This window comes from Pseudomonas sp. TE21394 (genome assembly GCF_054057835.1).
The window spans coordinates 810243-823074 of the sequence record NZ_JBSRZR010000001.1 but is presented as its reverse complement, the minus strand read 5'-3'; the positions used below and the strand labels follow the sequence as shown (position 1 = coordinate 823074).

The window sequence follows — 12832 nt, the reverse complement described above, 5'->3', positions numbered from 1 at the left end:
TCATCGCCAGCCATGCTGGCAGCTTGATTGCGCAGAACATGAGGTACCCGCACCAATGTCCTTCACCCGTCGACAAATGCTCAAGGGCCTGACCGGCCTGGTTGTGGTTGGCCTGGGCGCCGGGGGCGCGGCGCGTTACTGGTTGGGCCGGGTCGAGGACGACAATGCCGGGCATGATTACCAACTGATCGCCGCACCGCTGGACGTGGAACTGGTGCCGGGGTTCAAGACCGAGGCCTGGGCATTCGGCCCCTCGGCCCCAGGCACCGAGCTGCGCGTGCGCCAGGGCACCTGGCTGCGGGTGCGCTTCATCAACCACCTGCCGGTGGAAACCACCATCCACTGGCATGGCATTCGCCTGCCGCTGGAAATGGACGGCGTGCCTTATGTGTCGCAACTGCCGGTCAAGCCGGGTGAGTACTTCGACTACAAGTTCCGCGTGCCGGATGCCGGCAGCTACTGGTACCACCCGCATGTCAGCAGCTCCGAGGAGCTGGGACGCGGCCTGGTCGGCCCGCTGATCGTCGAGGAGCGCGAACCCACCGGGTTCCGCCATGAGCGCACGCTGAGCCTGAAGAACTGGCATGTGGACGAGCAGGGCGCCTGGCTGCCGTTCAGCATCCCCCGCGAGGCCGCGCGCAACGGCACCGCCGGGCGGCTGATCACCATCAATGGCCAGGCTGATTCGGTCACCGAGCTGCCGGCCGGGCAAGTGGTGCGTGTACGCCTGTTGAACCTGGACAACACCTGGACCTACCGCATCAACCTCAAGGGCAATTGCGAGGCAATGGTCTATGCCCTTGACGGCAACCCGGTGACGCCTCGGCCGCTGGACGACGATTACTGGCTTGGCCCGGGCATGCGCATCTGCCTGGCTATCCGCATTCCCCAGGCGGGCGAGGAGATTTCCCTGCGGGACGGCTTTGTCCGCCTGGGCACGCTGCGTTCGGTGCCCAGCAGTGATGCACCAGGGGACTGGCCGCCGGCACTGCCGCCCAACCCGATTGCCGAACCGGACCTGGAGAACGCCGAAAAGCTCAACTTCAATTTCGAATGGGCGGCCAAGGTTTCTGTCAGTACAGACCAAGACAAGCCCTCGAGCATGTGGCAGATCAACGGCCAGGCCTGGGACATCACCGACAAGACCTGCGCGGAACGGCCGATCGCCACGTTGAAGAGGGGCAAAAGCTACATCTTCGAGCTGAAGAACATGACCCAGTACCAGCACCCGATCCACCTGCATGGCATGAGTTTCAAGGTAATCGCCTCGAACCGCCACGACATCAAGGAGCCGTGGTTCACCGACACCTACCTGCTGGGCCGGAACGAGCGCGCCCAGGTGGCGCTGGTGGCGGATAACCCGGGCACCTGGATGTTCCACTGCCACGTCATCGACCACATGGAAACCGGCCTGATGGCCGCGATCGCGGTGGTCTGATGCGCCCGCAGATCATCGACCGCAGCCGCGATCAGGAATTCATGCGCCTGGCCCTGGCCCTGGCCGCCGAGGGGGCGGCGCTGGGCGAAGTACCGGTGGGCGCGGTGCTGGTGCAACATGGCCAGGTCATCGGGCAGGGTTTCAACCGGCCGATCATCGACAGCGACCCCAGCGCGCATGCCGAGATGGTAGCGATCCGGGCGGCGGCCAGGTCGGCCAGCAATTACCGACTGCCTGGCAGCACCCTGTACGTGACCCTGGAACCGTGCAGCATGTGTGCGGGGCTGATCGTGCATTCGCGGGTCATGCGCGTGGTGTACGGTGCGCTGGAACCCAAGGCGGGGATCGTGCAGAGCCAGGGGCAGTTCTTCGGGCAGGGCTTCCTGAACCATCGGGTGATGGTGGAGGGCGGGGTGCTGGCCGAAGAATGCGGGCAGATCCTGACGGAGTTCTTCAGGGCGCGCCGGGCCAAGGGTTGACCTGTAGCGGACTACATCGGCGGCGACTGTTCCGCCGGCTTGTCCTTGTTCACCCCGGGTACATGCAGGTTGCCCTCGGCCACCTGGCCTTCGAGCTGCGGCTGGGTCACCCAGGTAAGGATGTCGTAGTAACGGCGAATGTTGGCCACGAAATGCACCGGTTCGCCGCCGCGGGCGTAGCCATACTTGGTTTGCCGATACCACTGCTTCTGCGACAGGCGCGGCAGCATCTTCTTCACGTCCAGCCATTTGTTCGGGTTGAGCTTCTCGCGCTTGGCCAGGGTGCGGGCGTCTTCCAGATGGCCGGTGCCGACGTTGTAGGCGGCCAGGGCGAACCAGGTGCGGTCCGGTTCCTGGATGCTGTCGTCGAGCTCCTGCTTGATCTTCATGAAGTACTTGGCGCCGCCCTGAATGCTCTGTTTCGGGTCCAGTCGGTTGGACACGCCCATTGCCTGGGCGGTGCGCTGGGTCAGCATCATCAGGCCACGCACGCCGGTCTTGGAGGTGACTTCCGGCTGCCACATCGACTCCTGGTAACCGATGGCCGCCAGCAGGCGCCAGTCGACCTGCTCGACCTTGGCGTAACTCTTGAAGTGCTTCTCGTACTTTGGCAGACGCTGCTGCAGGTGCTGGGCGAAGGTGTAGGCGCCGACATAGCCGAGTACGTCGACATGCCCGTAGTAGCGGTCCTTCAGGCGTTGCAGGGTGCCGTTCTTCTGCGCCTTGTCGAGGAATTCGTTGACCTCGTTGAGCAGGCTGTTGTCCTCGCCTGCGGCTACCGCCCAGCGCTGGTCGCGGGTGTCGCCCAGGTCGAAAGCCACCCGCACGTTGGGGAAGTACACCTGGTTCATTGCCAGCTCGTTGGAGTCGACCAGGGTCAGGTCGATCTGCCCTTCGTCGACCATGCGCAGCAGGTCGACCACCTCGACGGCATCGGATTCTTCGTATTCCAGGCCCGGGTACTGTTTTTTCAGTTCGGCCAGTTGGTCGGCATGGCTGCTGCCCTTGAGCACCATGATCTTCTTGCCGACCAGGCCTTTGGCGTCGGTGGGGCGCGGGCGGCCGTTGCGGTAGATGACCTGGGGCGTCACTTCCAGGTAGGGGTGGGAATATTTCACCTGGGCCTGGCGCCGTTCGCTGCTGACCAGGCCGGCCGCCGCCAGCACCGGGCCGGAGGGCTTGCCGAGGGCGTCGTACAACTCGTCGAGGTTGTCGGCGGTCTCGATCTGCAGCTTCACGCCGAGATCATCGGCGAAATGCTGGACCAGCTCGTACTCGAAGCCGGTTTCGCCGTTGCGGTCCTGGAAGTAGGTGGCCGGGCTGTTGCGGGTGATCACGCGCAGCACGCCATCCTCCTTCACGCGCTCGAGGGTGCTGGGTTTTTCAACGCAGGCACCGAGCAGCAGAAAGAGTCCGGTTGCGAAAAGCCATCTGGCGCAACGCTGGCGCAAAGCAGTGTGGGCGAACATAGGTTGCAGTATACGCAAAGGACTGGCACAGCCATATCTCGACAACTGTTAGCTTGTCTGGTAGCGGGTTGTGTGGTGGGGTGGGGGGATTGCGTGAAGGCCTCAGGGTGCCCGCCTCAAGATATTCAGCGCCTGTGAGATCGAGCGCCGCCCGCGCGGCGCTTCGCGGGGCAAGCCCGCTCCCACATTTGTTTAGGGCCAGTTATTCCTGAGGTATCGGCGCGCGGTCCCTTGTTTGTCCCTTTCAATATCGCGTCGTACAAACAAGGGACCGAGCGCCAATGGCGGCAGGAGATACATGTGGGAGCGGGCTTGCCCCGCGAAGCGCCGCGCGGGCGGCGCTCGATCTCACAGGCGCTGAATCTGTCATGCCGAGCCCTTGGAAATCTGACCCCGAAGTCCGGTTCCACCGCCCGGCAGTCGTGGCTTAGAGCGGGTGCCGAAACCCTTCGAATTAGGCTAGAATGCACGGCCTCTAAGCACACCCCTTCCTGAGGCTGTCCCGACGATGTTGATCCTGCGCGGCGCTCCTGCCCTTTCTGCCTTTCGCCACGGTAAATTACTCGAGCAACTGAGCCAGAAAGTCCCCGCTGTTACTGGTTTGTATGCCGAATTTGCCCACTTCGCCGATGTCGACGGCGAGCTGACCGCCGACCAGCAGCAGGTGCTGGGCCGTCTGCTCAAGTACGGCCCGAGCGTGCCGGTACAGGAGCCGAGCGGCCGCCTGTTCCTGGTCGTACCGCGCCTGGGCACGATTTCGCCGTGGGCCAGCAAGGCCAGCGACATCGCCCACAACTGCGGCCTGCAGGCCATCCAGCGCCTCGAGCGCGGTATTGCCTACTACGTCGCCGGCGACCTGAGCGCCGCCGATGCCGAGCTGATCGCTGCCGAACTGCACGACCGCATGACCCAGCGCGTGCTCGGCCAGCTGGAGCAGGCCGCTGACATGTTCAGCCACGCCCAGCCCAGGCCGATGACCTCGGTGGACATCCTGGCCGGTGGCCGTGACGCCCTGGCCAAGGCCAACATCGACCTGGGCCTGGCCCTGGCCGAAGACGAGATCGACTACCTGGTCAATGCCTTCCAGGGCCTCAAGCGTAACCCGAACGACATCGAACTGATGATGTTCGCCCAGGCCAACTCCGAGCACTGCCGCCACAAGATCTTCAACGCCAGTTGGGACATCGACGGCCAGGCCCAGGAAAAAAGCCTGTTCGGCATGATCAAGAACACCTATCAGATGCACAGCGAAGGCGTGCTGTCTGCGTACAAGGACAACGCCTCGGTGATCGTCGGCAACGTGGCCGGCCGTTTCTTCCCGAACCCTGAAACCCGCCAGTACGGCGCAGTGCAGGAGCCGGTGCACATCCTGATGAAGGTGGAAACCCACAACCACCCGACCGCCATCGCGCCGTTCTCCGGTGCCTCCACCGGCTCGGGCGGCGAAATCCGCGACGAAGGTGCCACCGGTCGTGGCGCCAAGCCCAAGGCTGGCCTGACCGGTTTCACCGTATCCAACCTGCGCATCCCTGGCTTCGAACAGCCGTGGGAACAGAACTACGGCAAGCCAGGGCGCATTGTCGATGCCCTCGACATCATGGTCGAAGGCCCGCTGGGTGGCGCCGCATTCAACAACGAGTTCGGTCGCCCGGCCCTGACCGGCTACTTCCGCACCTTCGAGCAGGCCATCAACACCCCGCGCGGTGAAGAAGTGCGCGGCTACCACAAGCCGATCATGCTCGCCGGCGGCATGGGCAACATCCGTGAAGACCACGTACAGAAGGGCGAGATCACCGTCGGCGCCAAGCTGATCGTGCTCGGTGGCCCGGCCATGCTGATCGGCCTGGGCGGCGGCGCCGCTTCCTCGGTGGCCACCGGTGCCAGCTCGGCTGACCTCGACTTCGCTTCGGTACAGCGCGAAAACCCTGAAATGGAGCGCCGCTGCCAGGAGGTGATCGACCGTTGCTGGCAGTTGGGCGACAAGAACCCGATCGCCTTCATCCATGACGTTGGCGCTGGCGGTATCTCCAACGCCTTCCCCGAGCTGGTCAACGACGGTGGCCGTGGTGGCCGCTTCGAACTGCGCAACGTGCCCAATGACGAGCCGGGCATGGCCCCGCACGAAATCTGGAGCAACGAGTCGCAGGAACGTTACGTGCTGGCCGTCAGCGCCGAGGACTTCGAGCGCTTCCAGGCCATCTGCGAGCGCGAGCGCTGCCCGTTCGCGGTTGTCGGCGAAGCCACCGCAGAGCCGCACCTGACCGTTACCGACAGCCACTTCGGCAACACCCCGGTGGACATGCCGCTGGACGTGCTGCTGGGCAAGCCGCCGCGCATGCACCGTTCGGTTACCCGCGAAGCCGAGCTGGGCGATGACTTCGACCCGAGCCAGCTGGACCTGGACAACGCCGTACAGCGCGTGCTCAGCCACCCGGCCGTGGCCAGCAAGAGTTTCCTGATCACCATCGGCGACCGCACCATCACCGGCCTGGTGGCACGCGACCAGATGGTCGGCCCGTGGCAGGTACCGGTGGCCGACTGCGCCGTCACCGCCACCAGCTTCGATGTCTACACCGGTGAAGCCATGGCCATGGGCGAGCGCACCCCGCTGGCCCTGCTGGACGCCCCGGCATCGGGCCGCATGGCCATTGGCGAGGTACTCACCAACCTGGCTGGCGCGCGTATCGAAAAACTCTCCGACATCAAGCTGTCGGCCAACTGGATGTCCGCTGCCGGCCACCCCGGTGAAGACGCCCGCCTGTACGACACCGTCAAGGCTGTCGGCATGGAGCTGTGCCCGGAGCTGGGCCTGACCATTCCGGTCGGCAAGGACTCCATGTCGATGAAGACCAAGTGGAGCGAGGACGGTGTCGAGAAGAGCGTCACCGCGCCGATGTCGCTGATCGTCAGCGGCTTCGCCCCGGTGGTCGACATCCGCAGCACCCTGACCCCGCAACTGCGCATGGACAAGGGCGAGACCGACCTGATTCTGATCGACCTGGGCCGCGGCAAGAACCGCATGGGCGCCTCGATCCTGGCCCAGACCTACGGCAAGCTCGGCGCCGAGGCTCCGGACGTCGACGATGCCGAGGACCTGAAGGCGTTCTTCGCGGTGATCCAGGGCCTCAACGCCGACGGTCACCTGCTGGCCTACCATGACCGTTCCGACGGCGGCCTGGTCACCACCGTGCTGGAAATGGCCTTCGCCGGCCACTGCGGCCTCGACCTGCACCTCGACCCGCTGACCGACAGCAAGGCCGACGTGCCGGCCATTCTCTTCAACGAAGAGCTGGGCGCGGTCATCCAGGTTCGCCAGGATGCCACCCCGGACGTATTGGCACAGTTCAGCGCCGCTGGCCTGGGCGAAGAATGCGTCGCGGTGATCGGCAAGCCGGTCAACAACGGTGAAGTGTCCATCAGCCTGAACGGCGAAGTGCTGTTCGACGACGACCGCCGCATGCTGCAGCGCCAGTGGGCTGAAACCAGCTACCAGATCCAGCGCCTGCGCGACAACGCCGACTGCGCCGACCAGGAATTCGACCTGCTGCTCGAGGAAGACAACCCGGGCCTGTCGGTGAAACTGGGCTTCGACGTCAACGACGACATCGCCGCGCCGTACATCAAGAAAGGCATTCGCCCGCAAGTGGCCATCCTGCGCGAGCAGGGTGTCAACGGCCAGGTCGAGATGGCTGCCGCCTTCGACCGCGCCGGCTTCGCTGCCATCGACGTGCACATGAGCGACATCCTGGCCGGCCGTGTTGACTTCGAAGCGTTCAAGGGCCTGGTCGCCTGCGGCGGCTTCTCCTACGGCGACGTGCTGGGTGCCGGTGAAGGCTGGGCCAAGTCGGCGCTGTTCAACAGCCGCGCCCGCGACGCCTTCCAGGCCTTCTTCGAGCGTACCGACAGCTTCGCCCTGGGCGTGTGCAACGGCTGCCAGATGATGTCCAACCTGCACGAGCTGATCCCGGGCACAGAGTACTGGCCGCACTTCGTGCGCAACCGCTCGGAGCAGTTCGAGGCGCGCGTGGCCATGGTCGAGGTGCAGAAGTCCAACTCGATCTTCCTGCAGGGCATGGCCGGTTCGCGCATGCCGATCGCCATCGCCCACGGTGAAGGTCATGCCGAATTCGCCAGCGAAGAGGCGCTGCTGGCTGCAGATGTGTCCGGCTGCGTGGCCCTGCGCTACGTCGACAACCACGGCAAGGTCACCGAAGCCTACCCGGCCAACCCGAACGGCTCGCCGCGTGGTATCACCGGCCTGACCAGTCGCGACGGCCGTGTGACCATCATGATGCCGCACCCGGAGCGCGTGTTCCGCGCCGTGCAGAACTCCTGGCGCCCGGACGAGTGGCAGGAAGATGCCGCGCTGATGCGTATGTTCCGTAATGCCCGGGTGTGGGTGAACTAAGGCGTGTACAAGCTCGCCTTCTTCGTCCCTGCCAGCCACGTCGAAGTGGTCAAGGCTGCTGTGTTCGCCGCGGGTGGCGGGCGCATCGGCGACTATGATCACTGCGCCTGGCAAACCCTGGGCCAGGGCCAGTTCCGCCCGTTGGACGGCAGCCAGCCGTTCCTCGGGCAAACCGGCCAGGTCGAGGTGGTGGAGGAGTGGAAGGTGGAGCTGGTGGTCGCCGACGAGCTGATTGCCCAGGTCGTCGCTGCACTCCGGCAGAGCCACCCGTACGAGACGCCAGCCTACGAGGTCTGGCGGCTAGCCGAGTTCTAGTCCGCATCAAGGCTCTTCGCGGGCAAGCCCGCGAAAGGGCCCTACAAATCAGCCACAATCGCCTTGCCTGGCTCAGGCCGCTTCAACCAGGCGCAAGCCAGCAGCCCCGCCTCGAACAGCAGCCACATCGGCACCGCCAGCATGGTCTGCGAAAACACATCCGGCGGCGTCAGGATCATCCCCACCACAAAGCAGCCAACGATCACGTAGGGTCTGCTACGGCGCAATGTCGGCACATCGGCCAACCCCACCCAGACCACGATGAAGGTCGCCACCGGGATCTCGAAGGCCAGCCCGAACGCCAGGAACAGCGCCAGTATGAAGTCCAGGTACTGGCTGATGTCGGTCATCATCGCTACGCCTTCTGGCGTCACGCTGGCAAAGAAGCCGAACATCATCGGGAACACCAGGAAGAACGCGAAGGCCATGCCGGCATAGAACAGCACGATACTCGACACCAGCAACGGCAGGGCAATGCGCCGTTCGCGGCGATACAGCCCGGGCGCCATGAACCCCCAGGCCTGGTGCAGCAGCAGCGGCATGGCGACGAAAAGCGCGCACATCGCAGTCAGCTTGAACGGCGTCAGGAACGGCGAAGTGACGCTGGTGGCGATCATGCTTGCGCCTTCCGGCAAAAAGCGTCGCAGCGGTTCGGATATCAGGGTGTACAGCGTCTGGGCGAAGGGGAACAGGCCGGCGAACATCAGCGCGACCAGCCCCAGGCAGCGCACCAGGCGCTTGCGCAGGTCGCGCAGGTGTTCGGTCAGCGGCATGCTGGCCGTCGGGTCCATTGCCATGCTCATTCAGGCATTCTCCCTGGCTGTGTCGTGGCCGCTCCATTGGTGGAATCTGCGCTGAGGCGGACGCCCTGGCGGAGCTCCTGCTCCAGGCGCTGCAGGGGCGCGTTATCGAAGCCAGGCAGCTCGATCTCCCGTTCCACCTGCGCGCGCAAGGCCTGCATGGCCCGACGCGCCCGGCCCAGACCACGGCCGAGGGTACGTGCCGCCAGCGGCAGGCGTTCCGGACCCAACACCAACAGTGCGACGACGCCTACCAGCAACAGTTCGCTGAAACCTACCTCGAACATCAGGCCTGGGGGTCCGTGTGCTGTTGTGCCGCCTGGCCTGTCAGCGGGCATTGCGGCACCTGCGTGCGGCCAGCCGCGTTGGCGTCGTTGTCGCTGCCCATGGACTTGCGAAAGCCCTGGATCGCCTCGCCCACGTCGCTACCCAGGCCCTTGAGGCGCTTGGTACCAAACAGCAGGAACACGATCAGTAGTACGATCACCAGTTGCCAGATTCCAATGCCACCCATTGCGACCACTCCTGTAAGGTCATGAAAAGGAAGGGCAATCGTGCCTTGTGTAGATGACGGGCACATGACGAACGGCTGCTGCCATCTACCTGCAACACCTGACGTGTTGACTGGCGTTTTCATTCGCTTGTGGGTGTGCATGAATGGGTGGCAGGCAACAGCGGGGCGCGGCCCTGCTGATGGTAATGGTGGTACTGGCCATGCTGGCTGCGGGCATGGCCTGGCTGGTGGAAGATGGCCGCCGTCAGGTCGACGAGGTGCGCCTGCTGCACCAGCGGGTACAGGCGCGGGCCATGGAACAGGCAGGCCTGGCCTATGCCGGGCAGGCCCTGCGTGACCCCGCCTGGCGGCTCAGTCCGCTGTTCTGGCAGGCCTTGCGTGGGCAGCCGTTGAATTACGACTTTGCCGCCGGCCAGGCGCAGCTGAGGGTGCGCGACCTGCACACCTGCTTCAACGTCAATGCCTTGCTCGGTGCCGATGGTGAACGCGCCGAGCGCCAGTTGCGTTACCTGCTGGGCAATGACATTGCCGCCGAACGCCTGGTCGATGCCCTGGCCGACTGGCTCGATGCCGATAACGACACCCGCCTGCAAGGCGCCGAGAGTGCCCAGTACCTGCGCCAGCAACCTGCGCGGCTGGCGGCCAACCAACCGATGCTGGACACCAGCGAACTGAACCTGTTGCTGGCGCCGGATGCCGGCCGCCAAGGGCGTTACCCCATGTTGTGTGCCTTGCCGCAGACAACCGGTTGGCGGCTGAATGCCAATGCCCTGGGGCTGGAGCATCTGCCCTTGCTGGAGGCGCTGTACGAAGGGCGTTATCCACGCTCGCTGCTGAGCCGTATCGTCAGCGGCCGGCCGGCGTCCGGCTATGTGGATGCCGCCGCGTTGCGCCAGGCGCTGGGGGCGGTGGATGACGAGACGTTCGAGCGGCTGAGCGAAGGGTTGCTGTTGAACAGCGGCTATTACCTGTTGCAGCTGTCCTTCGCGGAGGAGGGGCGGGTGATACGCAGCGAGTTCCAGGTGGAGGCGCTGGGGGTGGTGCAGTGGCATGCCCGGGTGCCGGCGCAGCAGGTGCGGGTGCGTAGCCGCGAGCCGATGGTTTGGTAGTATTCACCGGCCTCTTCGCGGGTAAACCCGCTCCCACAGGGACCGCACGGTTTTTTAACCCTGTGCAGTACCTGTGGGAGCGGGTTTACCCGCGAAAAGGCCGGTACAGCCAGCGCAAGGCTGACTGACCGGCACCATGTCAGGCGGTCCCGATCTCGCCGCCATCAATCCGCTGAATCACCACCGTCGCCGCCCGCGGCCTTACCGTGGTCCCCGCCGGGGTGGCATCGGTGGCCTGGTCGGTATATGGCCAGTTGTCCGGGTGCTGGATGTTCACGAACAGCGTCTTGTTGTCGGGGGTGAAGGTAATTCCGGTCACCTCGCAACCATTCGGGCCGACGAAGAAGCGGCGCAGGTCCACCTGGTTCTGGGCGTTCACCGGCACCTGCTTGCCGCTGGCATCGACCAGGTTGGTCGGGATCACTGCCAACAGCTGGTCATTGGTGTAGTCGGTCACGCTGCTCTCGCCGTTGTCGGTCTCGAACCACAGCACGCCACGGCTATCGAAGCTCATGCCGTCAGGGCTGGCGAACTGGTTCAGTTCGGTCAGGCCCGAGCGGTTGATGTCGGCAGTGCCGGCTGCATTGGCGCCGAACACGAAGATGTCCCAGGTGAAGCTCAGTTGGTCGTCGCTGTCGTGCCAGCGAATGATGTGGCCGTGCCGGTTCGGGCCGCGCGGGTTGGCTGCATCGACCTTTTCCGGGGTGCGCGCGCTGTTGTTGGTCAGGGTCAGGTACACGTCGCCATTCAGCGGGTTGACCGTGGTCCATTCCGGGCGGTCCATTGGCGTTGCGCCTACGGCATCGGCAGCGCCGCGGGTGTTGAGGATGATCCCCGGCAGGTCGCCATACAAGGCACCCAGGGTGCTGCCGGCAGTGGTCGTGGTGGCAACGTCCAGCAGCAGCCAGGCCCCGGTGCCGTCGGCATTGAAGCGCGCCACGTAGAGCTTGCCCTGGTCGAGGTACTTGGCGCCGGTGGCCAGGCGGTCGGCCGGGTTGGCGTCGGCGGCATCCCATACGGCGGTGGACACCCACTTGTACAGGTATTCGTTGTTCGAGTCGTCACCCATGTACCAGACCAGAGGCTTGCCGGCGACCGGCAGGCCCGGGGCGCAGCCCTCGTGACGGAAACGGCCCAGCGCCGTGCGCTTGGTGGCCAGGGTAGCGCTGTTGTACGGGTCGATCTCGACGATGTAGCCGTAGGTGCTGGCTTCGTTGCGATAGTCGTCGGTGGCGCTGGCACCTTTGACGGTGACGTCGAAACGGGCGAATTCGTCGGCTACCTCGCTGCTGTCGCCCGCCGCGGTTTCCCATTTGTACTGGCCGCTGGAAGTGCTCACGCCAATGCGGCGCTGGTCTTCAGGGCGGGTGCCTTTGTTGACGAAAATGCCTGGCCAGTTCTCTTCACAGGTCAGGTAGGTACCCCATGGGGTGTAGCCGTTGCCGCAGTTGTTGTTGGTGCCGCGGCAGTGGGTGCCGTCCGGCGAGTACTTGGTCTTTACGTGATCGGTGCCGCGCAGGGGGCCGGTGATTTCCATGCGCGAGGCTGTGGTGAAACGGCGGTTCAGCGGGTCGTTATCGACCACCTGCCAGCGACCGCCGACTTTCTGCAGGCGCACTACACCGGCACCGTGGGCGTTGATTTCCTTGCGTACTTCCTCGGCCGGGCGCTTGCCGTTGATATCGGTGGTCGGGCCGGCCGGGTGCAGGGCCGCGGTGTCGATGTACTCGAAGTTGATCGCCAGCAGGCCATCTTCCGAGCTGCCGTTGATGGGGAAGAAGTGCATGCCGTCGTGGTGCATGCCCATGGCGTTGGCCTGGTCGGTCGAGGTATTGCTGCCGTCGGCCTTCCACGGGTTGCCGTTGCGGTTGATCGGCGTGCCCCAGGGCGCCAGTACGTAGGCGCTGTAGCCAGCTGCAACCACGCAGGCGTCGGTGCGCGAGCCGGGGATGGACTGGAAACCCAATGCCAGTTTTGGCTTTTCCGGCTCAGTCACCGGCGGTTCGGTGACGGGATCATCGTGATCCGAACCGCCACCGTCGAAACAGCCTGTCAGGCCGGTACCGGCAATCATGGCGATGGCGGCGCCCAGGCTGCCGCGCATCACGCTGCGACGGCTCAGGTAAGCGTCCATGACGCTGGCCATCGGCAGGTTGCCGCTTTGGTTCCGGTCAAGGTTGTCGCCGGTATCTCGACTCATCAGGGTGTCCTTATGTTGGCTGAGTTAGAGGAAACCGCGACTTTAGAGGGCAAATATGATGATTCCTTGGCAGAAATGTTAACGGGCGCTTAAAACCTTG

Annotated in this window: 10 protein-coding genes; 5 read left to right on the top strand and 5 right to left on the bottom strand. The window is 64.7% G+C overall.

From position 1 onward, the window contains the following. Nucleotides 1-55: 55 nt before the first annotated feature. Both ACVWZT_RS03780 and tadA read left to right on the top strand, forming a co-directional pair. Nucleotides 56-1438 (top strand): multicopper oxidase family protein, encoded by a 1383-nt coding sequence (locus tag ACVWZT_RS03780; RefSeq protein ID WP_296230977.1) that lies wholly within the window; start codon nucleotides 56-58, stop codon nucleotides 1436-1438. Further along, a complete protein-coding gene (gene tadA / locus ACVWZT_RS03775) occupies nucleotides 1438-1917 on the top strand; it encodes a tRNA adenosine(34) deaminase TadA (RefSeq protein WP_170028477.1) in 480 nt (159 codons plus the stop codon). The genes ACVWZT_RS03780 and tadA overlap by 1 nt, the downstream gene beginning before the upstream one ends. A gap of 11 nt (nucleotides 1918-1928) precedes the next feature. Here the strand turns inward: tadA and mltF are convergent, their stop codons facing one another. Further along, complete coding sequence (gene mltF, locus ACVWZT_RS03770; RefSeq protein ID WP_296230976.1) at nucleotides 1929-3386, bottom strand: membrane-bound lytic murein transglycosylase MltF; 1458 nt, start codon at nucleotides 3384-3386, stop codon at nucleotides 1929-1931. A 508-nt stretch (nucleotides 3387-3894) separates the two neighbouring features. Between mltF and purL the strand changes: the two genes are divergently transcribed. Beyond that, nucleotides 3895-7794 (top strand): phosphoribosylformylglycinamidine synthase, encoded by a 3900-nt coding sequence (gene purL / locus ACVWZT_RS03765; protein WP_296230975.1) that lies wholly within the window; start codon nucleotides 3895-3897, stop codon nucleotides 7792-7794. A gap of 3 nt (nucleotides 7795-7797) precedes the next feature. Continuing rightward, nucleotides 7798-8109, top strand: a complete 312-nt coding sequence (locus ACVWZT_RS03760) for an NGG1p interacting factor NIF3 (protein WP_457468230.1) — start codon at nucleotides 7798-7800, stop codon at nucleotides 8107-8109. Between the two features lie 41 nt (nucleotides 8110-8150). Here ACVWZT_RS03760 and tatC read toward each other — a convergent pair whose 3' ends face one another. The 3 genes from tatC to tatA are packed head-to-tail and all read right to left on the bottom strand — an operon-like array spanning nucleotide 8151 to nucleotide 9423. Then, nucleotides 8151-8912: a twin-arginine translocase subunit TatC gene (tatC, locus tag ACVWZT_RS03755; RefSeq protein ID WP_457468229.1), complete on the bottom strand. Its 762-nt coding sequence runs from the start codon at nucleotides 8910-8912 to the stop codon at nucleotides 8151-8153. After that, nucleotides 8909-9196: a Sec-independent protein translocase protein TatB gene (gene tatB / locus ACVWZT_RS03750; RefSeq protein ID WP_296230970.1), complete on the bottom strand. Its 288-nt coding sequence runs from the start codon at nucleotides 9194-9196 to the stop codon at nucleotides 8909-8911. Before tatB ends, tatC begins: the two co-directional genes overlap by 4 nt. Beyond that, the gene (tatA, locus tag ACVWZT_RS03745) at nucleotides 9196-9423 is read right to left on the bottom strand and encodes a twin-arginine translocase TatA/TatE family subunit (protein WP_296230968.1); all 228 of its coding nucleotides are present in this window, start codon (nucleotides 9421-9423) and stop codon (nucleotides 9196-9198) included. Before tatA ends, tatB begins: the two co-directional genes overlap by 1 nt. A gap of 143 nt (nucleotides 9424-9566) precedes the next feature. Between tatA and gspK the strand changes: the two genes are divergently transcribed. Further along, a complete protein-coding gene (gene gspK / locus ACVWZT_RS03740; RefSeq protein WP_457468227.1) occupies nucleotides 9567-10532 on the top strand; it encodes a type II secretion system minor pseudopilin GspK in 966 nt (321 codons plus the stop codon). Between the two features lie 139 nt (nucleotides 10533-10671). On the opposite strand, the gene ACVWZT_RS03735 is transcribed toward gspK, so the two are convergent. After that, complete coding sequence (locus ACVWZT_RS03735) at nucleotides 10672-12732, bottom strand: PhoX family protein (protein WP_457468226.1); 2061 nt, start codon at nucleotides 12730-12732, stop codon at nucleotides 10672-10674. Nucleotides 12733-12832: the final 100 nt, after the last annotated feature.

What these genes read in the sequence shown, in the direction of transcription:
- ACVWZT_RS03735 (WP_457468226.1), bottom strand. Translation starts at nt 12,732, where the DNA reads ATGAGTCGAGATACCGGCGACAACCTTGACCGGAACCAAAGCGGCAAC.
- tatC (WP_457468229.1), bottom strand. Translation starts at nt 8,912, where the DNA reads ATGAGCATGGCAATGGACCCGACGGCCAGCATGCCGCTGACCGAACAC.
- gspK (WP_457468227.1), top strand. Translation starts at nt 9,567, where the DNA reads ATGGGTGGCAGGCAACAGCGGGGCGCGGCCCTGCTGATGGTAATGGTG.
- tadA (WP_170028477.1), top strand. Translation starts at nt 1,438, where the DNA reads ATGCGCCCGCAGATCATCGACCGCAGCCGCGATCAGGAATTCATGCGC.
- ACVWZT_RS03780 (WP_296230977.1), top strand. Translation starts at nt 56, where the DNA reads ATGTCCTTCACCCGTCGACAAATGCTCAAGGGCCTGACCGGCCTGGTT.
- mltF (WP_296230976.1), bottom strand. Translation starts at nt 3,386, where the DNA reads ATGTTCGCCCACACTGCTTTGCGCCAGCGTTGCGCCAGATGGCTTTTC.
- tatA (WP_296230968.1), bottom strand. Translation starts at nt 9,423, where the DNA reads ATGGGTGGCATTGGAATCTGGCAACTGGTGATCGTACTACTGATCGTG.
- tatB (WP_296230970.1), bottom strand. Translation starts at nt 9,196, where the DNA reads ATGTTCGAGGTAGGTTTCAGCGAACTGTTGCTGGTAGGCGTCGTCGCA.
- purL (WP_296230975.1), top strand. Translation starts at nt 3,895, where the DNA reads ATGTTGATCCTGCGCGGCGCTCCTGCCCTTTCTGCCTTTCGCCACGGT.